General features: G+C 72.6%; 17 protein-coding genes. 5 read left to right on the top strand and 12 right to left on the bottom strand.

All coding sequences use genetic code 11. The features are described from left to right. Positions 1–2 precede the first annotated feature (2 nt). The 6 genes from ACIGXW_RS03420 to ACIGXW_RS03395 form a co-directional block, all read right to left on the bottom strand. On the bottom strand, positions 3–1,433 hold the full coding sequence (locus tag ACIGXW_RS03420) for a diaminobutyrate--2-oxoglutarate transaminase family protein (RefSeq protein WP_399569305.1): 1,431 nt from the start codon (positions 1,431–1,433) through the stop codon (positions 3–5). Next, positions 1,430–2,674 carry an MFS transporter gene (locus tag ACIGXW_RS03415; protein WP_399569303.1) on the bottom strand — a complete coding sequence of 415 codons (1,245 nt, stop codon included), beginning with the start codon at positions 2,672–2,674 and terminating at the stop codon, positions 1,430–1,432. The genes ACIGXW_RS03420 and ACIGXW_RS03415 overlap by 4 nt, the downstream gene beginning before the upstream one ends. Continuing rightward, the gene (locus ACIGXW_RS03410) at positions 2,652–3,902 is read right to left on the bottom strand and encodes an ATP-grasp domain-containing protein (protein ID WP_399569300.1); all 1,251 of its coding nucleotides are present in this window, start codon (positions 3,900–3,902) and stop codon (positions 2,652–2,654) included. The genes ACIGXW_RS03415 and ACIGXW_RS03410 overlap by 23 nt, the downstream gene beginning before the upstream one ends. After that, a complete protein-coding gene (locus tag ACIGXW_RS03405; protein WP_399569298.1) occupies positions 3,895–5,133 on the bottom strand; it encodes an ATP-grasp domain-containing protein in 1,239 nt (412 codons plus the stop codon). The genes ACIGXW_RS03410 and ACIGXW_RS03405 overlap by 8 nt, the downstream gene beginning before the upstream one ends. After that, the gene (locus tag ACIGXW_RS03400) at positions 5,130–6,158 is read right to left on the bottom strand and encodes a pyridoxal-phosphate dependent enzyme (protein WP_071966277.1); all 1,029 of its coding nucleotides are present in this window, start codon (positions 6,156–6,158) and stop codon (positions 5,130–5,132) included. The genes ACIGXW_RS03405 and ACIGXW_RS03400 overlap by 4 nt, the downstream gene beginning before the upstream one ends. Positions 6,159–6,369: 211 nt before the next feature. After that, entirely contained in the window at positions 6,370–7,512 is a 1,143-nt protein-coding gene (locus ACIGXW_RS03395) for a hypothetical protein (protein ID WP_218182925.1), read from the bottom strand. 257 nt (positions 7,513–7,769) lie between these two features. Here ACIGXW_RS03395 and ACIGXW_RS03390 point away from each other — a divergent pair, with 257 nt between their 5' ends. The 5 genes from ACIGXW_RS03390 (at position 7,770) to ACIGXW_RS03370 (ending at position 13,574) form a co-directional block, all read left to right on the top strand. Then, on the top strand, positions 7,770–8,267 hold the full coding sequence (locus tag ACIGXW_RS03390) for a cobalamin B12-binding domain-containing protein (protein WP_071966276.1): 498 nt from the start codon (positions 7,770–7,772) through the stop codon (positions 8,265–8,267). Beyond that, on the top strand, positions 8,264–9,544 hold the full coding sequence (locus ACIGXW_RS03385; RefSeq protein ID WP_399569296.1) for a methylaspartate mutase: 1,281 nt from the start codon (positions 8,264–8,266) through the stop codon (positions 9,542–9,544). The genes ACIGXW_RS03390 and ACIGXW_RS03385 overlap by 4 nt, the downstream gene beginning before the upstream one ends. Positions 9,545–9,628: 84 nt before the next feature. Continuing rightward, positions 9,629–11,623, top strand: a complete 1,995-nt coding sequence (locus tag ACIGXW_RS03380) for an FAD/NAD(P)-binding protein (protein ID WP_399569294.1) — start codon at positions 9,629–9,631, stop codon at positions 11,621–11,623. A gap of 36 nt (positions 11,624–11,659) precedes the next feature. Beyond that, the gene (locus ACIGXW_RS03375; RefSeq protein ID WP_399569292.1) at positions 11,660–13,414 is read left to right on the top strand and encodes an AMP-binding protein; all 1,755 of its coding nucleotides are present in this window, start codon (positions 11,660–11,662) and stop codon (positions 13,412–13,414) included. Next, on the top strand, positions 13,356–13,574 hold the full coding sequence (locus tag ACIGXW_RS03370; RefSeq protein ID WP_218182924.1) for a (2Fe-2S)-binding protein: 219 nt from the start codon (positions 13,356–13,358) through the stop codon (positions 13,572–13,574). Before ACIGXW_RS03375 ends, ACIGXW_RS03370 begins: the two co-directional genes overlap by 59 nt. A gap of 57 nt (positions 13,575–13,631) precedes the next feature. Here the strand turns inward: ACIGXW_RS03370 and ACIGXW_RS03365 are convergent, their stop codons facing one another. From ACIGXW_RS03365 to ACIGXW_RS03340, 6 genes are all read right to left on the bottom strand, one after another. After that, positions 13,632–14,579: a DMT family transporter gene (locus tag ACIGXW_RS03365; protein WP_079274433.1), complete on the bottom strand. Its 948-nt coding sequence runs from the start codon at positions 14,577–14,579 to the stop codon at positions 13,632–13,634. A gap of 159 nt (positions 14,580–14,738) precedes the next feature. Further along, on the bottom strand, positions 14,739–15,335 hold the full coding sequence (locus ACIGXW_RS03360) for an XRE family transcriptional regulator (protein WP_071966272.1): 597 nt from the start codon (positions 15,333–15,335) through the stop codon (positions 14,739–14,741). Between the two features lie 45 nt (positions 15,336–15,380). Then, positions 15,381–16,403: a LuxR C-terminal-related transcriptional regulator gene (locus ACIGXW_RS03355; RefSeq protein ID WP_079274432.1), complete on the bottom strand. Its 1,023-nt coding sequence runs from the start codon at positions 16,401–16,403 to the stop codon at positions 15,381–15,383. Positions 16,404–16,857: 454 nt separating this feature from the next. Beyond that, positions 16,858–18,318 (bottom strand): ABC transporter ATP-binding protein, encoded by a 1,461-nt coding sequence (locus ACIGXW_RS03350; protein ID WP_399569290.1) that lies wholly within the window; start codon positions 18,316–18,318, stop codon positions 16,858–16,860. Positions 18,319–18,377: 59 nt separating this feature from the next. Beyond that, on the bottom strand, positions 18,378–19,223 hold the full coding sequence (locus ACIGXW_RS03345; protein WP_399569287.1) for an ABC transporter permease: 846 nt from the start codon (positions 19,221–19,223) through the stop codon (positions 18,378–18,380). Further along, positions 19,220–20,110, bottom strand: coding sequence for an ABC transporter permease (locus ACIGXW_RS03340; protein ID WP_399570805.1), 891 nt, complete (start codon positions 20,108–20,110; stop codon positions 19,220–19,222). Before ACIGXW_RS03340 ends, ACIGXW_RS03345 begins: the two co-directional genes overlap by 4 nt. Positions 20,111–20,126 lie beyond the last annotated feature (16 nt).

Raw genomic sequence — 20,126 nt, 5'->3', positions numbered from 1 at the left:
GCTCAGCCGTTTCCGTGGGGCGTTTCGGTGGTGAGGGCGGCGGCGAGGGCCTGGTGCAGGATCCGTCCGGCGATGTCGATCTCTTCGGCGGTGCAGTTCAGGGGCGGCAGCAGGCGCACCACTCCGTCGTCGCGGCCCCCCAGCTCGAGGATCAGCCCGCGCCGCAGGGCCTCTTTCTGGACGCGCAGGGCCAGGGCGGAGGCGGGGCGGCCGGTGGCGGGGTCGGCGAGCTCCACGCCGGCCATGAGGCCGAGGCCCCGGACGTCCAGGACGCGGTCGGTCACCTCGCGCAGGCCCTGGAGGTGGCGCATGAGCTGTTCGGCGCGGGCGCGTACGTTGGCCAGGACGCCGTCGCGCCGGACGACCTTCATGGTCGCCACGCCGGCGGCGAACGCGGCCTGGTTGCCGCGGAAGGTGCCGCTGTGCGATCCGGGCAGCCACACGTCCAGCCGCTCGTCGTAGAGGATGACCGCGGCCGGCAGGCCCAGGCCGCTGAGGGCCTTGGAGGCGACGACGACGTCGGGCTCGATGCCGTACTGCTCGAAGGCGAACCAGGTTCCGGTGCGGCCGCAGCCGCTCTGGACCTCGTCGACGATCAGCGGGATGTCCAGGGCGCGGGTGATCTCGCGCAGGCGCCGGACGAACTCCTTGTCGGCCGGGATCACTCCGCCTTCGCCCTGGACGAGTTCCAGGATGACCGCGGCCGGGAGGGGGATGCCGCCGTTGGGGTCGGTGAGGGAACGCTCGAGGTAGCCGGCGCAGTTGACGGCGCACGAGCCCCGTTCCATGCCCAGCGGGCAGCGGTGGCAGCTGGAGTACGGGAAGAAGTGCACCCCGGGCATGCGGCCGCGGACGGGGGCCTTCTGTTCGACGAGTCCGGTCACGGAGAGGGTGGCCAGGGTGCTGCCGTGGAAGCCGCCCTGGAAGGAGATCACCTCTTCGCGGCCGGTGGCCGTCTTGCACAGCTTCAGGGCCGCCTCGACGGCGTTGGCCCCGGTCGGCCCACAGAAGTGGATCTTCGTGCGGTCGCGCATCGCGTCGGGGAGCATGCCGAGCGTCAGGTCGGTGAACTCGTCCTTGACCGGTGTGGGGAAGTCCAGGCCGTGGACGAGTTCGTCGAGCTGGCGGTGGGCCGCGGCGAGCGGCTCGGGCGGGTTGTGGCCCAGCGAGAGGACCCCGGCGCCGGTGAGGAAGTCCAGGAAGACGTTGCCGTCGAGGTCCTCGACGAAGCTGCCCGCCCCGCGCCGGATGGCGATGGGCAGCTTGCGCGGGTAGGTGCGGGCGTTGGACTCGCGCCGGCTCTGCCGGTCGAGGAGTTCGGCGCTGCGCGGCCCGGGGAGGGGGCCGCTGACGGAGGGTTCCCGGTAGGCGGGGGCTGCGTCGGGGTGCCCGGCCCGGGGGGCGGTCACGGGGAGGTCGGCGGTCTGGGTCACGGTCCACTCCACTCGGACGGGGTTTCGGTGAGCGCCGGGACGGCGGCCCGGCGGCGGGCCGGGCGGGCGCGGGTCACCAGGACGACGAGGGCCGCGGCGAGCAGGCCCTGCAGGGCGGCGTAGAGCCAGAAGTCCTCGGCACCGCCGTCGGACTGGGCGAACGCGTACAGCTGGCCGCCGACGACTCCGCTGGTGAAGGAGCCGATGCCCAGCGCCAGGCGCTGGCTGCCGACGGCGAGCGTCGGGCGGCCGGGGACGGCCCGGAGGGCCTCGAGCTCGTTCTTGAGGAAGATGACGCCCTCACCGATGCTGATCAGCACCGTGCCCACGAGGATGAAGACCACCCCGGGCTGTGAGAAGGCCAGCAGCCCGAGGACGAGGGCGGGGAAGGCGATGAGGGCGGCGGTGGAGTAGCGCACCTGGCCGATCCACCGCGCGGCCGGGGGCTGTCCGAGAATGACCAGCGCGCTGTTGAGCACGAGGGCCAGGCTGTAGACGAACGTCGGGTGGCCGGAGGTGATGAAGACGCCCAGGTAGTTCTGGAAGAACCAGAAGATGTAGGCGGTCATCAGGGCGACCAGGGCGGGCGGGGTCAGGAACGCCTTCACCCAGTCGCCCTTGCGGTCCTCGCCGGTGGGTGCGGCGGCGCCGTCCCGCGGCAGCATCACCGCGTGCATCAGCGTCAGCGCCGTGAACATCACGGTCACCACAGCGAACACCAGGAACGGCATCCGCACGATCAGCAGCCCGGAGACCAGGGTGCCCAGGGCCATCCCGGTGCTCAGGGCCGAGTTGTTCACCGACAGCAGCACCGGACGGTGTTCGTCGGCGACCTGCCCCACGAGGTAGGCCTTGTTGGCCGGCGAGTACAGGGCGTCGCCGCAGGCGGTGAGCAGCACCGCGGCGACGGCCGGCTTCGGCGCGGACAGGCCCGCCGTGAACAGCGCGAAGCCGCCGGTACGGATGGTGAGCCCGATGAGCATGGTCTTCTTCAGGCCGAGCCGCTCGGCGACGAGGCCGCCGCCGAGGGCACCGGAGAACTGCAGGATGGACGTCGCGCCCAGCAGCAGCCCGACGAAGCCCATCGACATCCCCAGGCGCTCGTGCAGCAGGATGGCCAGGAAGGGCAGGACCATGAAGCTGGCGAGCGGCATGAAGAAGGAGGTGGCGAGCAGGAAGCGCAGGCTCAGGGGGAGGCCGGCCAGCCCCGCCCAGAGGTCAGAACGACGGGTGCCAGACATCGCCGTCCTCGAACTCGACCCAGTACGTGCGCGCGATCTCCCGCTTCGTCCGCTCCGCCGCGGCGTGGTCCGCTACGCGCAGCCAGATCAGCCCGGGCCGCTTGGTGTTGGCGGCGACGGGCAGCGGTATCTCGCCCGGCCGGATGGCGATCTCGAAGTCCTCCACTCCCTCGACGGCACGCAGGAGTTCGGCGTCGGCGGTGCGGCGGACCCGCTTCGACGGCGGGATGAGCGAGACGACCATGCCCACCGCGGTGGTCGGCGGCAGGTGGGGCGAGGTCACGCTCTCGCCTCCGGGCAGCAGGCTGCGCAGGACGGTGGCGATCTCGTCGACGCCGCCGGCGTGTTCGACCATCTTGAAGATGCGGTAGCCGCCGATGCGGGTCTGGGACTCGATGATCACCGGTCGCCCGTCGGGAGCCACCTTGACCTCGGTGTGGGTCAGTCCCCAGGTGTGCCCGATGGCGTCGAGGAAGGCCCGTACCGTGCGGCTGATGTTCTCGGTGTGGCGGTCGTAGGGGGCCGGCGGCGGCACCGTGATCTCGGTGATCGCGATGTTGGGGTGGCGGGCGAGGCGGCACAGCGAGATCCCGGCGATGGCGTGCCGGCCGTCGAGGGTCACGGTCTCGACGCTGTAGAGCTCGTCGCCCTCGACGAGCTCCTCGGCCAGGTAGGAGCCCTGGAGCCAGAAGCGGGCGTCGTCGAGCGTGTGCCGCAGTTCGCCGGGGGTGGTGAGCTGGCGTACGCCGACGCTTCCGGAGCCGGCGACGGGCTTGACGATCAGCGGGAGCCCGTAGCGGGCGTGGAACTTCTCCAGGTCCTCGGCGCTCTCGACCCGGGCCCAGCCGAGCGCGAGGTGCGGGTGGTCGGCGAGGATGTCGCGCATCCGGTCCTTGTAACGGGTGGCCGCGACGGAGGCCAGGGGGATGCCCCGGATGCCGAGGGCGTCGGCGATGACGGCGGAGCTCTCCATGCCGAACTCGCCGAACGAGATGCTGGCGTCGAGCGGATGCCGGTCGTGGATGTGGTGGGCGGCCTCCAGGCAGGCGACGACCTGCTCGGCGGGGATCGCCCGCACGTACCGGCAGCGGCCGAGGACGTCCATGTCCTGCGGGGAGAAGTCGGCGGTGTTGCCGATGAAGCTGACGTCGAAGCCCAGGGACAGGGCCGTCTCCACGACTCCGGCCCAGCCGCTGAGGACGAGGAGGTGGGGGGCGCGCTCAGACACGGTCGCCCTCCATCCGCACCCGCAGTTCACCGGCGGCGGACAGCACGTTCTGCAGGGCGAGTTCGGAGGTGGCGCCCGTGGCGAACACCACGGCGACGCAGCCGTCCTGGTGGGTGACGGTGCGCACGGTGGCACCGGGGGGCATCGCCGCGTAGAGGGCGGGGGCGCCCGGGTGGCCGGCCAGCATCTCCTGTCCCCGGCACTCGAGGAAGACGCCCGTGCGCGGGGCGTAGAGCCGTGCGTGGGCGGCGGCGTGGCGGGGGGTGAGCGGGGCGTCCATGAGGGCGGGGCGCCGGCGCAGCGCGAGGTCGACGAACGTCTCGTAGAGGTTGACGCCCATGGTCTGCGAGATCTCCTCGCCGACCAGGCCGCCGCCGAGGCGGGGGTTGATCTCGACGACCTCGAAGCCGTCGTCGGTCAGGATGAACTCGGTGTGGGCGAAGCCCTCGGTGTACCCGACGGCCTTGAGGACCTGCTCGATCCACTGCTCGGCGTCCGCGGCCAGGGCCGGGGGCAGCGCGACGGGGAAGGCGAGCGCTTCCTCGCGGAAGACGGGGGGCGCGGAGAGGATGCGGCTGCTGACGCCGAGCACCCGGGTGCGGCCCTCCCAGGTGAGGGTCTCGACGCTGTAGAGCGGTCCCGGGAAGTAGGGCTCGACGGTCAGCTGTCCGCGCAGCGTGGAGCGCCGGGCCTCGTGCAGCACGGTGGTGAGCTCGTCGGGGGTACGGGCCATCCAGACGTGCTTGCTGCCCGTGCCGGCGCCGTCCTTGACGATCAGGGGCAGGCCGACCCGGGCGGCCACGGCGGCGGCGTCGTCCCCGGCGGCGAGGGGGGAGCCGTCGGCGCGGGAGAGCCCGTGCTCGTACAGGCGCCGGCGCAGCCGGGTCTTGTCGCGGACCAGGCGTACGCAGGCGGGGTCCTGTCCGGCGAGGCCCAGTTCCTCGCGGACGGCGAGGGAGACCAGGCTCCAGGTGTCGGTGGTGCTGATCAGGCCCGCCACGTCGCCGATCTCCCGGATCGTGGCGACGACCTCCGCCACGTCGTGGGTGTTCACGTCGTGGACGACCAGGTGGGGGCTGTCCAGCGTGGACATCTCGTGTGTGTACTCCGGCCGGTCACAGGTCAGGAGGTGGACGGTCAGTCCCTCTTCCGCGGCGGCGGTCACGAGCCGGCCCAGTCCGAACTGCAGCCACTCCAGGGCGATGAGGTTCCGGCCCGAGGGCGTGTTCACGAGGGGTTCTCCTTGCTGACGGGGTGGAAGGGCCGGCGGCCCCAGTCCATGACCGACCAGGGGAAGGCCAGTTGGTCCAGGGAGTCGATGCACCGGGGCGCCAGTTCCTCGACGCTCGCCTCGCCCTGGGGCCGGGAGTAGACGGTGTCGGTGTAGCGGTGTCCGGTGTCCGCGGCGATGAAGAGGCAGGGGCGCCCGGGGTCGCGGGCGGCCTCCCAGCGGGCGGCGAGGTAGTTGCAGCCCGAGGACATCCCGGCGTAGAGGGCGTGCCGGCGGAACAGGTCGGTCGTGGCGGTGACCGCGCTGTCGTAGCCGACCCAGTGCACCCGGTCGTAGAGCTCGTAGCGCACGTTGCGCATGACGATGGGGCTGCCGATGCCGGAGATGCTGGCGACCGGGTCCTCGACGGGGTCGCTGCCGAAGGTGACGCTCTCGAAGGGCTGGACGCCCACGAGTTCGACGTCGTCGTTGAGTTCGCGCAGGTAGGTGGTCAGCCCGCCGGTGGAGGCGCCGGTGCCGACGCCGCCGACGAGGGTGAGGGGCTCGCCGCCGAACTCCTTCTGCAGCATCTCGGCGCACTCGCGGTAGCCGAGGTAGTGCACCTCGTCGTGGTACTGCTGCATCCAGTGGACGTTGTGCTCGGTGTCGAGGATCTGGGCGACGCGCCTGAGCCGGGCGCCCTGGTCCATCTTGTCGACCATCGGCCCCGGGGGGATCTCGACCCGGTCGACCTGGGCGCCCAGCATCTCGAACTGACGGCGCACGTGGTCGTCGAGCTTGGTCGAGCAGACGATGCGGCACTTCATGCCGTACTTGTGGCAGGCCAGTGCGAGCGAGTAGCCGTAGGTGCCGCTGGAGCTGTCCATGAGCGTGTCGCCGGGCTGGACGACGCCGGTCGCCAGGAGGTGCCGGACGGCTTCGAGCGCGGAGTAGATCTTCATCATCTCGAAGCGCAGGACATACATGTTGCGGTCCAGCCGGACCACATCCGGCTGCTTCATCGCGTCCGCGATGTGATCAAACACGTCCCCATCCTGTTCTGTCGAAAAAGCACTGACCGACGTTTCCCGGAAAACACGGAAGCGGAATTCACCATGGATTCCGCCGGACCGTGCACAAGAGAAAATGGGGGGTCTCCCGTGCCCGGTTCCGGGGAATTCACCCCGTTCGCACGGGGCGGTGACGCGGCCGGCGCCGGGGGAACGCCGGCCGCGCCGCTTTAAAGGGGCCGCCGGTTCAGGCGGCCGCGGGAACCGCGGCGGATTCGGCGGCGATTCCGAAGGTGCGGTGCGCGGTACGGGTGGTGAGGAAACGGATGTCCTCGTCGGACAGGCCGTTGGCCTTGGCGTTGGCGATGTGCAGGGCCAGCGGCTGCGAGCCGGCGGCGACGACGCCGTTCTCCTCGTACCACAGGCCGTTGTCGCCGGTGTGGTGCAGCGGACGGCCGCCGAGCCGGGCGGAGTCGCACCGGTCGGTCATGATCATCGCGTTGCGCGGGCCCATCAGCTGGACGGCGCGGGTGGCCAGGGCCAGGTCCACGTGCTCGCCGTCGAAGTTGATGCAGGCGGCGATGCGGCAGTTGACCGCCTGCCGGATGATGGCGCCGGGCACGGGGCCGGCCATCTCGCTGATGTTGTCGAGCGTCCAGTTGGGCACGTCGTAGGACTCGATGATCCGGTCGCGCTCCTTGCGGGCCCGCTCCGTGCGGAAGGCGTGCCGGATGTTCAGCGGCATGTCGTTGAAGAGGTGGTCGGTCGTCACCCGCACCCCGGTGCCGTTCCACTCCGACCGGTAGGCCGTCTCCACGATCGCGTCGACGGTGTCCGCGCTGCGCTGCGGGTCGTCGCGGGTGAAGTGGCCGAGCGCCGGGCGCACTCCGTGGGCCAGCAGCGTCGGCACGATCCAGGAGAAGTCGCTGGTGCGCAGGTTCGCATCATCCTGCAGGACGGACTCCGGGGAGTAGGCGTCGGGCGAGACGACCGTGTAGACCAGGCCGTGGTCGCCCAGGGCGGCCAGCCGCTCCCACTCCTGCCGGCTCGGCGCCCACACGGTGGAGGTGGGGGTGCCGCCGCGGTGCGACAGGAGCGGGCCCTCGAGCGCCACTCCCGGTACGTGCGGAAGCAGCCCGTCCTTGCGCATGCTCGCGTAGCGGCGCATGAAGTCCTCGAACTCGGCGAGGCGGTCGCGGTGCAGGTACATCGTCGGCAGGGCGAGCACGCCCTCGCTCTCACACCACTTGTCGAGGCGGGTCAGGTCCACGCGGGTGAAGTCAGAGAAGTCCACGTCCCCGAATCCATGGCAGTGCACCTCCACCGGACGCATGCCGTTCGCGTCCGCCTCGAACGGCTTCACACCGGGTGCTGCTTCTGTCGAACTCATCGTTCAAAGCTCCCTCTTCGGTCGGTGTCGACTCGATTCTGAGCCGCCCGCGGGTTCCGTATCCAGACCGGATCATGGTCATGAAGCTGCATTGCAGCTTGCTGAAGGAGCGGAGAGCAGGGGCTTCGGGCATATCCTCACGTTGCCGGACCACGGGATTTGCCCAGGCGGTGAACTCGCCGCCCGCCCGGGGCACTTCGGCCACTCATCCGCACGCAGCACCGCCTACCCCCTTCATTCCACGGGAGCGAACCTGCATGTCTTCTTCTGCGGTCATATCCGACCGGGAATTCACCTTGTCCAGCCGGGGGCTCCGCGTCCTCGTCTCGAGCGTTTCCTCCGATTCCCACACCTGGAATCTGGTGTACCTCCAGCTGCTACTGGAGGAGATGGGCCACCAGGTGCACAACGTCGGCGCCTGCGTGCCGGACGACCTCCTGATGCGGGAGTGCCGCCGCCACCGCCCCGATCTGGTGGTCGTCAGCAGCGTCAACGGTCACGGCTTCCTCGACGGGCGCCGCCTGGTCACCCGGCTGCGCCGGGAGGCGGACCTCGCCGGTCTGCCCGTCGTCATCGGCGGCAAGCTCGGCACCGAGGGCGCGGCCGGCGGAACGTACGGGCCCGAACTCCTGGCCGCCGGCTTCACCGCCGTCTTCGAGGGCGACGCGGCCATCGAGGACTTCCGGGCGTACGTGGGCCCGCGGGGCCCGCTCGCGCCGGCGGCGCCGCCGGCCCTTGCGGGAGCGGCCGCGTGAGAAGCGCTCCTGTCGGCGAGCGGGCCTTCGTGCCGGCCGCGCCGCCTTTCGGCGCGGCGGTCGCGGCGGCCAAGGCGGCGGGCGAACTGGTCGTACAGCCCCGGATGGGGTTTCCCACCCGGCCGGCCATGCGGCGCGGCCTGGAGGCCGTCCGGGACGTGCCGGTGCGCACCGTCGGCACCGTCACGCTGGACAGCTACACCAGGGTCGGCGACCACGACTCCGCGCGGCGTGCGCTCGAGGGCGGCGAGAGCCTCAACGGCTACCCCCTCGTCGCGCACGGGCCGGACGCCAACCGGGAGTTGACCGCCGGCCTGGGCGGGCGGCACTTCGCCGTCCAGGTGCGGCACGGCTCCTCGCTGCCGCTGGACATCTTCCACGTCCTGCTCGACTCCGGGCTCGACGCCACCGAGGGCGGCCCGGTCTCGTACTGCCTGCCCTACAGCCGCACGCCGCTGGCCCGGTCGGTGGACGCCTGGGCGCGCTGCTGCGAACTGCTGGCCGCCCGCTCGCCGTCCGCCCACCTCGAGAGCTTCGGCGGGTGTCTGCTCGGCCAGCTGTGCCCGCCGGGCCTGCTGGTGGCGATGACCGTGCTGGAAGGCATGTTCTTCGAGCAGCACGGGCTGCGCGACATCTCCCTCAGCTACGCCCAGCAGACCGACTTCGACCAGGACGTGGCGGCCGTCGCGGCGCTGCGCCGGCTGGCCGGGGAACTGCTGACCGAGTCCTCCTGGCACATCGTCCTCTACACCTACATGGGCGTCTTCCCCCGGACCGAGGAGGGCGCGCTGGGCCTGCTGCGGCACAGCGCCTCGCTGGCCGCCCGCACCGGTGTGGAGCGCCTGATCGTCAAGACCCCCGCGGAGGCCCACCGGATCCCCACCGTCGAGGACAACGTCCTGGCGCTGCGGGAGGCGGCCCGGGCCGCGCAGCAGGCCGGCGCACCGTCGGGCGAGGCGCCCGACGACGGGGTGTACGAGGAGGCCCGGACGCTGGTGGAGGCGGTGCTCGAGCTCCACCCGGACGTGGGGCGGGCGCTCACCACGGCCTTCGCCCGCGGCTATCTGGACGTCCCGTACTGCCTGCACGCGGACAACGCCCAGCGCTCGCGCAGCTACATCGACGGCGACGGCCGGCTGCGGTGGTTCTCGGTGGGCTCCATGCCGATCCGTGCCGCGGCGCCGCCCGGCAGCTCCCGGCTCCGCGCGGACGACCTCCTCGCAATGCTCTCCCACGTCCAGTCGGCGTTCGACTGCGCCGCGCTCGCCTGCGCCTGAGGCGGCCGTGCGCGCGTTCCCCTCCCTCCTCATCCCCCTCTCCTCTTGGTTCCCCCCCTCGCACGTGGCACAAGGAGAATCGCAGTGAACATCCCCATACAGCCGCGCATCCCCTACACCGTGGCCGTGGTCGGCACGGGACCGCGGGGCATCTCCGTGCTGGAGCGCCTCGCCGTCCTCCTGCGCGACGGCGGCGGCGACCCGCACCCGGTCCACATCTACGCCGTCGACGCCGTGGAGGTCGGGGCCGGCCGCGTCTGGCGGACCGACCAGGACGACTGGTACACGATGAACACCGTCATCGGCCAGGTCACCATGTTCTCCGGCGAGCCCGACGGCGGCCGGCCGCGGCCCGGCGCCGGCCCCTCGCTCGGCCAGTGGCTGGAGGACTACGCGCCGGCCGACGAGCGCCGGCCGGAGCTCGGCCCCGACGACTTCGCCTCCCGCCGCGACTACGGGCGCTACCTGCGGTTCGTCTACCGCACCATCACCGACGAACTGCCCTCCCACGTCCGCCTGATCCCCGTCCGGGCGCAGGTCACCGCGGTCCGGCCGGGGCCGCTGGGCGACTACGAGGTGACCCTGGACGACTCCCGCACGCTCACCGCGAACAAGGTGGTACTGGCGACCGGGCATCCCCGCAACGAACCCGGGGACTTCGACCGGGCCATGCTGCGCTTCGCCGAGGGCCGGCCCACGGTGCGCTACCTGGGCGGCGACTCGGCCGCGGACATGGACCTCGAGGGCGCCGTGCGCCCCGGAGCCACCGTCGCGATCCGCGGGCTGGGGCTCTCCTTCTACGACGTCCTGCTGTCGCTGACCGTCGGCCGCGGCGGCGAATTCGTCCGCGGCGAGGACGGCCGGCTGCGGTACGTGCCCGGCGGCCGCGAGCCCCGCGTCGTCGCCGGTTCCCGCAGCGGCCTGCCGATCCCGGCGCGCGGGCGCAACCAGAAGGACCCCGGCTACGTCCACCCCGCGCTGTTCCTGACCCAGGAGGCCGTCGCGGCGGCCCGCGCCCGTCGTCTGTCGGCCACCGGCAGCGCACTGCTCGACTTCGCCGAGGACATCCTCCCGCTGCTGCTCAAGGAGGTCGAGCACGTCTACCGCACCACCCATGTGCGGGCGCGCGCCGGGGCCGCGGCGGCCGAGGAGTTCGCCCGTCAGCACGCCGAGTTGCTGGCGTGCGGCGACGACACCTCCGTCCTGCTGAAGGAGGCGGGGCTCGAGGACGTCCCGGCGCTGGACCTGCGGGCGCTGGCCCGTCCCTTCACCGGCGAGGTCTTCCCCAGCCACGAGACCTGGCACGAGCGCCTCTTCGCCGTCATGCGGCGCGACCTCGACGAGGCCGTGCTGGGCACGCTGGACGGTCCGCTGAAGGCGGCGCTGGACGCCCTGCGGGACCTGCGCGGCGTGGTGCGGTCGGCCATCGACTACGGCGGGCTGCTGCCCGAGTCCCACCGCGACGCGTTCCTGCGCGACTACGCGCCCGTCAACGCCCTGCTCTCCGCGGGCCCGCCGATGGTCCGTACCGAGCAGCTCATGGCGCTCATGGAGCAGGGGCTGGTCGAGATCGTGGGACCGGACACCCGCTTCGCCGCCGACGGGGCGAGCGGCCGCTTCGTGGTCCACTCCCCCCAGGTGGCGGGCTCCGAGCGCACGGCCGAGGTGCTCATCGACGCGCGCATCCCCACGCCGGCACTGCCGCGCGACAGCTCTCCCCTGACCCGTCAGCTCCTGGACGAGAAGGTGATCCGCGAGTTCGTCAACTCCGACGCCGCGTCCGGCACCGAGTACGCCACCGGCGGGCTCGACATCGTCCAGGGCTCCTTCCGGGTCCGCGACGGCGCGGGACGGGCGCACCCGGGCCTGTACGCGCTGGGCATCCCCACCGAGCACGTGCGCTGGTTCACCCAGATCGGCAACGGCCGCCCGGGCGTGGCCACCGACTTCATGAAGGTGGCGGACACCGTCGCCCGGGAGCTTCTCGCCCCGCTCGCCGCGGGACAGGGCCCCCAGGAGCGCCGCACGCTCGCCGCGGAGGCCGTCCTCGTGGGCCACGACGCCCGTTCGCACGGCTAGACCGCACACCGTTCCCCACGAAAGGCACCACCTGCGATGACTATCCATGACACCGATGCCACGCGCGCGTTCCGGGAGGCGCGCGACGTCCTGCTGAACCACCGCGACGACCTGGACGCGGCGCGCGCCGCCTTCCGGTGGCCGCGCCTGGAGCGCTTCAACTGGGCGCTCGACTGGTTCGACGTGGTGGCCCGCGGCAACTCCCGCCCCGCGCTGCGGGTCGTGGGACCCCAGGGCGACACGGACTTCTCCTACGACACCATGGCCCGCCGCAGCGACCAGGTCGCGTCCTGGCTCCAGGGGCTGGGCGTGCGCCGCAAGGACCCCCTGCTGCTCCTGCTCGACAACCGGGTCGAGCTGTGGGAGGTGATGCTCGCCGCCATCAAGCTGGGGGCGGTGATCGTCCCGACGTACACCACGACCACCCCGGCCGATCTGGCCGACCGCGTCGAACGGGCGGGCATCCGGCACGTCGTGGCCGCCGCGGACCTGGTGGAGCGCTTCGACGGGATCGCCGGCGACTTCACGCGCATCGCGGTCGGCGCGGAGCGGGCCGGCTGGCTGCCGTACACCGACTCCCTCGGTGCCGCCGGGGAGTTCGTCCCGCAGGGGTGGTCGTTGGCCGATGACCCGCTGTTCTGCTACTTCACCTCCGGCACCACCTCCCGGCCGAAGATGGTGGCGCACACCCACCTCAGCTATCCGGTCGGCCATCTGTCGGGGATGTACTGGAACGGGGTGCGCCCCGGCGACCTCCACCTGAACGTCTCGGCGCCGGGCTGGGCCAAGCACGCCTGGAGCTCGTTCTTCGTGCCGTGGAACGCCGAGGCCACGGTGGTGGCCCTGGCCGACCCGCGCCCGGGCCCCGCCGCGGTCCTCCACGCGCTGCGCACCAGGGAGATCACCACGCTCTGCGCGCCGCCGACCGTGTGGCGCGGCATGGTCCAGCAGGGCCTGGGCGAGCGGCCCGGGCGGCTGAGGGAGGCCGCGGCCGTCGGCGAGTCGCTGGAGCCGGCGCTGTTCCACGCCGTGCACCGGGCCTGGGGCATGCCGGTCCGGGACGGCTTCGGCCAGACCGAGACGACCGCCCAGATCGGCAACCCCCCGGGCCGGGAGATCCGGCCGGGGCGCATGGGGTGGGCCCTGCCGGGCTACGACCTGGTACTGATCGACCGGGAGACGGGGCTGGAGGTGCCCGACGGCACCCCCGGCGAACTGTGCGTCCGGCTGTCGCCGCGCCCCGCCGGCATGATGACGGGCTACTCGGGCGACGCCGAGCGCACCGCCCGGGCCTTCGAGAACGGCGTCTACCACACGGGCGATCTGGTGGTGCGCAATGACGACGGCAGCTTCAGCTACATCAGCCGCACCGACGACATGTTCAAGTCGTTCGACCACCGGATCTCGCCGCTGGAGCTCGAACGCGCCCTGCTGCGCAGCCCGTTGGTCGCCGACGCCGCGGTCGTGGCGATCCCGCACCCGGTGGGGCTGTGGGAGCCGAAGGCGTTCGTCGTACCGGCCCAGGGCCATGCGCCGGACGCCGTGAGCGCCGAGGCCGTCTTCCGCTGTGCGGTCGAGGAGCTGCCCCGCGAGAAGTGGGTGCGCGTCCTGGAGTTCGTCGGCGACCTGCCGCTGACGCCCTCCGGCAAGATCCGCCGGGCCGAGCTCCGGGACCGCCCGGAGACGCCGGGCATGGTCCACCGGCTGCCGGACAACTGGGAAGGGGACAGTGATGGAGAAGCACATGGAGGAGTCGGGCCCGCTGCTGTGCCTGTGCGCGCGGGTCACTGAGGGCGAGGTGGTCGCGGCCGTCGAGCGCGGCGCGCTCGACCTGCCGGCCGTTCGTGAGGCCACCGGTGCGAACACCGGGTGCGGCGACTGCGCCGACGACGTCGAGGACGTGATAGCCGACCACCAGGAGCGGACCGCCCTGCGCAGCGCGCCCCACTGATCGCGGTCTGCACGACGGGAAGGGAGAGCCGGGCCGAAGGCCCGGCTCTCCGGGCGTTCAGCGGCGGACACGGTTGGCGAGGAGGGTGCCGGCCGTGGCCAGGACGAGCCCGCCGAGGGTGAGCGGGCCGAGGTGCTGCCCCAGCACCAGGGCGCCGAGCCCGGCCGTGCTCATCGGGACCAGGTAGAACAGGCTGCTGACCTGGCTCGTGCCGTGACGCTGCAACAGGTGGTAGAGCAGGCCCACTCCGACGATGGAGTTGATCAGCGCGCTCCACAGCAGCACCGGCCAGTAGGAGGCGGTGAGCTCCACGTCCCAGCCCTCGGCGAGGAGGGCGGGTACGAGCACCACCGCCGAGGCGGCCAGCAGTTGGACGGCGTTGCCGCTCACCGGCTCCATCTGCCCACAGAACCGTTTCTGGTAGACGGTGCCGACGGAGATGCCCAGCAGCCCCAGGGCGAGGAAGCCCAGGCCCAGCAGATAGCCGCCGGACAGCTCGATCCCCTCGGCGACCGCCAGGGCCACACCGCCGAGGCCGAGGACGAGGCCGAGGTACTGGCCCGCCGAGACCCGCTCGTGCAGCAGCGGCACGGCCAGCAGCGAAGCGGTCAGCGGGTAGAGGGCGATGATCAGGGCCGCGAGCCCGGAGGGCACGCCGAGGTCCATGCCCACGTAGATGCTGGAGAACTGCACCCCCTGGACGAGCACACCGGCGACGGCCAGGTGCGCGAGCCGGCGCCCCCTGGGCAGCCGTTCGCGGCGCAGGGCGGCGATGGCCAGCAGGACCAGGCCCGCGATGGCGAAGCGTAACGCCGCGAAGGTGTAGGGCGCCGCGTGGCGCAGGCCGAGCTTGCCGGAGATGAAGCCCGAGCTCCAGACCACCACGAGCGCCACGCGCGCGGGCAGATCGGCCGCCCGCGCCGCGGGCCGTCCTGCGGGGACCGGCGTGCCGCTGGGGGCCGCGGGCCGCTGGGAACTCTTGACGGGCGGGTTCGGACTCGTCACCGGTGACACTCCCCTTCGTGTTCAATAAAAAGCACTGTAGAGCAAAATATCGTTCAGAGCGAGAGTCTCCGGCCCGGGAAGCGGGACCCGGAGGCGGACAGCGAAAAGCCCCACGGACCGTTGTCCGTGGGGCAGTTGGAAGGTCAGACGCCGAGGCGGTCAGTAAAGGGAGGAGAACAGGATGGCCACCAGCTGGGCCGGCTCGTCGGTGTCGTTGCGGAAGCTGTGCGGGTGGCCGGCCGACCACTGGATGCAGTCCCCGGTGCGCAGTACGTGGTCCAGCCCGTTGTAGCGGGCCACCAGCGTGCCGCGGGTCACCATGATGAGGTCGGAGCCCTCGTGCTGAAGGTCCTCGGAGAGGCCGCAGTGCGGTTCGAAGTCCCCGGTGACCACCTGGTATCCGAACTGCGGCGAGCGCAGCACGCGGTAGACGACGCCCGGGGCCCGGTTGAGGACCTCCTGCTTCTCCCGGGGGAAGAGCGAGGGGGTGGCGCGCCCGCGGGAGAAGCCCAGGAACGAGCCGACGTCATGGTCGAAGACCTTGGCGAGGCGGCCGAGCCGCTCCAGGGCGATGTCGGTCTCACCCCGCTCCAGCGCGGCCAGGAAGGACACCGACAGCCCGCACTCCGCGGCCACTTGGCGCAGGGACATGCCCTTGTGCGTCCGCAGCCGGTGCAGCACTTCGCCCGGTGGCGGGAAACCGAGTTCCGGATCCCGCGAGACAGTGGTATCGGTGGAGGGGTCCGGGTCAGCCATGACCGCATCCTAGATGCTGGCGCCCACCCCTCCAACGCGGGCCCACTACCCTTGCCCGAGGAGGCCGGACTGGGCGATGAGGACGCCCAGCTGGCACCGGCTGCGCGCCCCGAGCTCCTGGTAGATCTTGGCGACATGGCTGCGGCAGGTGCGCACGCTCACCCCGATGCGGCGGGCGATGGCCTCGTCGGTCTCCCCCTCCGCGAGGAGCTGGATGATCGACATCCGGACACTGGAGATCAACTCGCTGACGTCGGCGGCGCGGTTGTGGCTCTCGAACGGCCTGGCGTTCACCCAGGCGCGCTCGAAGACCCCCAGCAGGAAGCCGACGACACCGGGCTGACGGATGACCACCGCCACGTCGCGGTTGCCGTCGGAGGGGATGATGGCGACCTCGCGGTCGAAGATGATCATTTGCTCGAAGGAGTCGCCGAGCGTCCGCACCTCTCCCCCGGCGGCCACGATCCGCTCGACGTGCTTCCTGGTGGGGCCGTCGAAGCGGGTGGCGTGCTGGAACAGGGTCCGCGTCCTGACGCGGCGGGCGAGCATCGACTCGGGCGGCTCCCATGCGATCTGCAGGACGTCGGCGGCGCTGCGGCCGCCTCCCGGGCGCGCGATCAGCACCTCGGAGCGGCAGTCCTCCGAGGCCGCGGCGATTTCGGCGGCGATGGCGTCGGCGCCGGCGATCGTCTGGAACGGCTCCGCGAGGCGCGCCTCGCGCAGCGCCTGCTCGTGCAGCTCCTGAAAGACCGCCAGCTCCGCACGGATCTCCTCCGACTCCCGCTCCATCCGCGCGATCTGCGAGTGCAGCGGCGCCAGCCTGCGGGAGGCCGCCGTGCGGGGCGCGACGGGCACGAGCGCGTTGGGGTCGCCGGCCAGGGGCCGCAGCAGCTCCCCCTCCACCAGCAGCCGCACCGCCCGGGCCATCCGGGAGTCGTCCCAGTCGAGCTTTTCGGCCGCCTGCGACACGCACAGGACCTGGAACCGTATCGCTAACTGGTAGAGCTCTTCGAGATCCTCGGTCTCCCGTAACGGGTCGGGGCACCGGGTCTTGAGATCTGCCTGCATCAATCCCCCTTTAAACATCCAACGGCATTCCCGCGCGGGGCAAGCGCTCCGCGCGACGCTCAAGGAAAGGGCCGCCCCGCCCGCCGCAGGGCCGGACCACTGGGCCGTTACTTATACTGGCCGATCGTCCGTAATATCGCACAGTACTGACGCGCCAGTCAACGGTGGCGAACGCGGGTGCCAGGAAGAGGGGTTGCCCGTTCATTCTGGCGGACGCTCGTTTCGGCGGCGTTCAACTGCCGTCCCACTTCGGGCAGTTGATCCGGCGTTTCCGCAGGACGAGGCAAGAGCCACCGGAAGGGCCGTCGGCACGCCACTAACATGCACATGCCATGGAACGAGCCCTGCGGCATGTCGCTACGTGGCGCGCTTCGGGACACCGCGCGACGACACGGCGGCACGGGCGTTGCCGGGTGAATCGGCCGGTTCCCGGTAGGCCCGGGCCCTCGGTCGGTCAGCGCGTCACCGGTATCAGGAGGTGGGTGGGTCCGCTCCGGGCGACCCGGCCGGCGTCGAGGATGTGGACCGTGTCGGTGTACGCGCCGACGAGGTGGAGTTCATGGCTGACGAGGACGAGCGTCAGCCGGCGTCCGGCTTTCAGCCGGGTGAGGAGTTCCATCACGGTGACGGCCGTGTCGGCGTCGAGGGCGGAGGTGACCTCGTCGCAGAGCAGGACGTCGGGGCCGGGGGCCAGCGCCCGGGCGATGGAGACCCGTTGGCGTTGTCCGCCGGAGAGTTCGTGGGGGTAGCGGCGGGCGAAGCCGGCGGGGAGGCCCACGTCGTCCAGGAGCTCGGCGACCCGGTCGGCGACGTCCCCCTTCGGCGCCGCCCGGTGGAGGCGGAGCGGACGCGTGAGGGTGGCTCCGATGGTGCGGGCGGGGTTGAGGGCGCCGAGCGGGTTCTGGGGGACCAGTTGGATGCGGCGCTGCTGGGTGCGGTCGCGGCGGCGGGCCACGGCCGGCAGGGGGCGGCCGTCCAGCGTGAGGGTGCCGGCATCCGGCCGCTGCAGGCCCGCGAGGACGCGCAGCAAGGTGGTCTTGCCGGAACCCGAGGGGCCGACGACGCCGGTGGCGCTGCCGGGAGCCGCCGAGAAGCCGACGCCGGCCAGGGCCCGGTACGAGCGCCCCTGCTGGGTGAAGGTCACATCGAGGCCGTGGGCGGCCAGGCCGGAGCCCGCGGCGTCGGCGAGGGGGCGGTCGTCGGTCGCCGTCGCGGGGGCGGCCGGCCGTGGCCGCGGGCGGGTCGTCGTGCCGAGGTCGACGACGTCGTCGGCGCAGCGGGCGACGAGTTCCGGGTCGTGGCAGGCGAGGACGACCGCGATCCGGCGGGTGGTGGCCAGATGGCGCAGGAGGTCGCCGATGTCGTCGCGCAGGGCGGTGTCGAGCCCCGCGGTGGGTTCGTCCAGCAGGAGGACGTCGGGCCGGCGGGCGAGGGCCCGGGCCAGTGCCACTCTGCGCTGCTGCCCGCCGGAGAGGGTGCCCGGGCGGCGGTCGGGCAGCCCGTCGTCGACCGGCAGCCGGCACTCGGCGAGCAGGTCCCGGACGGCCCGGGCAGAGGGGTCGTCGGCGGTCTCGGCGACGATGCGGCGCACGCGCATGCGGGGGTCGAGGGCGGAGGCGGGGTCCTGGCCGACGTAGGCGACGTGGTGGCGGCGCAGCCGGCGCAGCCGTTCGGCGGGGAGGGCGAGGACGTCGTGGCCGAGGACGTCGACGGTGCCCGAGGTGACGTGGGCGCCGGCGGGCAGGTCGCCGATGACGGCGCGCAGCAGCGTGGACTTGCCCGAGCCGGAGGGTCCGGTGAGGGCGGTGACGCGACCGCGCCGGAGGGTGAGGCTGGTCCTGGCCAGCAGGACGGGCCCGTCGGGGACGCGTATCTCGAGGTCGGTGACGCCGACCACGGTCGGGGTGTCGGTCATGGCCGCGGGGGGTTCCTCTGCCGGTCGGGGCGCCGGTCGCCGCTCGGGGCCGTCGGGGGTCATCGGGTGCCCGCCGTCGCGCGGCGTGCGGTGGGGGCGAGGGCGTCGGCGGCGAGGCCGACGCCGACGGCCAGGAAGCCGATGGCGATGCTGGGCGCGACGACGGCCCAGGGGTTGAGGAGGGCGCCGGGGGCGTTCTCGCGGATCATCAGCGCCCAGTCGGCGGCAGGTGGCTGGGGTCCGAGCTGGAGGAACCCGGCCATGGAGATGACGTAGACGGCGGCGACGAAGCGCAGGCCGAACAGGGCCAGGACCGTGGCGCGCAGGTTGGGCAGGATCTCGCGCAGCGCCAGGTGCCACAGCCGTTCGCCGCTCGCGGTGGCCGCCTCGATGAATCCGCAGGCGGCGACGGGTGCGGCCGCGCTCGCGACGACGCGCACCGCGTAGGGCACGCCCAGGCCGGTGGCGGCGGCCATGACCGCGAGGCGTCCGCCGCCGGGCCAGGCCAGGGCGAGCAGCATCATGCCCAGCACCGGCGGCAGGAGGATGGCGATGTCCGCGCTGCGCTCGACGAGGCGGCCCAGGGTGGGGGTGAGGACGGCGAAGCAGCCCAGCACGGTGGCCAGGGCGGTGACGGTGACCGCGACGGCCAGGGCGCCGCCGATCAGCGGACCGCCGCCGTGCAGCATCCGGCTCAGGACGTCGCGGCCGAGCTGGTCGCCACCCAGCGGCGCGTCCGCGCCGGGCGGGGCGTAGGGGGCGGTGACGGGCAGGTCGACGGGGTGCGGGGCGATCAGCGGGCCGAGCAGGGCGAGCAGCGTCAGCAGGAGCCCGGGGGCCACCGCAAGAAGCACGCGGGTCCGGGGCCGCCGGGGGCGGGGCGGGGTCAGGGCTGCGGAGCTCACGGGTGTGCTCCCAGGGTCCGGGCGCGGATGAGGTCGGCGCAGAGCAGGACGAGGCTGATGACGGCTCCGGTGCAGGCCACGACCCCGGCGATGACCGGGGTGTCGCGGTCGGCGACGGCACCGGCCAGGACGGTGCCCAGGCCGGGGAAGTTGAAGAGGGTCTCGACGACGACCGCGCCCCCCAGCAGCATGCCGGTGGAGGTGGCGGCTCCGGTGGCGATGGCGGGCCAGGCGCCGGGCAGGGCGTGGCGCAGCAGTACGCGCCGGGGGGACAGGCCGTCGAGCCGGGCGGCCGTCACGTGCGGGGCCGCGGCCTGGTCGGCCAGGGCGCCGCGGACGATGCGGGCGTTCCAGCCGGCCTGGGGGATGACGAGGGCCAGGACGGGCATGGCCAGCATGGTCCAGGAGGCGGGTGCGCCGTCGGGGGTGGTGAGCGTGACGGCGGGCAGCAAGCCGGCCCACAGGGACAGGACCAGCAACAGGCCGACGGCGACGACGAATTCGGGCAGGGCGAGGGCGATGCCGGAGGTGAAGGCGACGACGCGGTCCACCGCGCCGCCCGGACGAGCCGCGGCCCAGCAGCCGAAGGCGAGGGCGGCCGCGAGGGTGACCGCGAAGGCGGTGCCGCCGAGGAGGAGGGTGTTGGGGAAGGGGGCGGCGAGCAGGTCGGTGACGCGCTCTCCGCGTGCGGAGGTGCCCAGGTCGCCGGAGGGAAGGGCGGTCATCCAGTCCCCGAACCGCTGCCACAGCGGCCGGTCCAGGCCGAGCAGGTGACGGCGGGCCGCGACGTCCGCGGCGCTCTCGCCGCGCTCGGCGGTGGCGCTCGCCGCGTCGCCGGGCAGTACCTCGATCGCGCCGAAGACGACGATGAGCAGCACGCACAGCATCAGGGCCCGCTTGGCG

The sequence above is a fragment of the Streptomyces sp. NPDC053079 genome, from assembly GCF_044546695.1.
Taxonomy (GTDB): Bacteria; Actinomycetota; Actinomycetes; order Streptomycetales; family Streptomycetaceae; genus Streptomyces.
Note: the sequence above shows the minus strand (reverse complement) of the source record. Positions and strands in the feature narration are given on the sequence as shown.

Bases quoted from the DNA above. Each gene is read 5' to 3' on its own strand.
- ACIGXW_RS03415 (WP_399569303.1), bottom strand. From the start codon at position 2,674: ATGTCTGGCACCCGTCGTTCTGACCTCTGGGCGGGGCTGGCCGGCCTC.
- ACIGXW_RS03395 (WP_218182925.1), bottom strand. From the start codon at position 7,512: ATGAGTTCGACAGAAGCAGCACCCGGTGTGAAGCCGTTCGAGGCGGAC.
- ACIGXW_RS03390 (WP_071966276.1), top strand. From the start codon at position 7,770: ATGTCTTCTTCTGCGGTCATATCCGACCGGGAATTCACCTTGTCCAGC.
- ACIGXW_RS03375 (WP_399569292.1), top strand. From the start codon at position 11,660: ATGACTATCCATGACACCGATGCCACGCGCGCGTTCCGGGAGGCGCGC.
- ACIGXW_RS03370 (WP_218182924.1), top strand. From the start codon at position 13,356: ATGGAGAAGCACATGGAGGAGTCGGGCCCGCTGCTGTGCCTGTGCGCG.
- ACIGXW_RS03360 (WP_071966272.1), bottom strand. From the start codon at position 15,335: ATGGCTGACCCGGACCCCTCCACCGATACCACTGTCTCGCGGGATCCG.
- ACIGXW_RS03355 (WP_079274432.1), bottom strand. From the start codon at position 16,403: ATGCAGGCAGATCTCAAGACCCGGTGCCCCGACCCGTTACGGGAGACC.
- ACIGXW_RS03350 (WP_399569290.1), bottom strand. From the start codon at position 18,318: ATGACCGACACCCCGACCGTGGTCGGCGTCACCGACCTCGAGATACGC.
- ACIGXW_RS03340 (WP_399570805.1), bottom strand. From the start codon at position 20,110: ATGCTGTGCGTGCTGCTCATCGTCGTCTTCGGCGCGATCGAGGTACTG.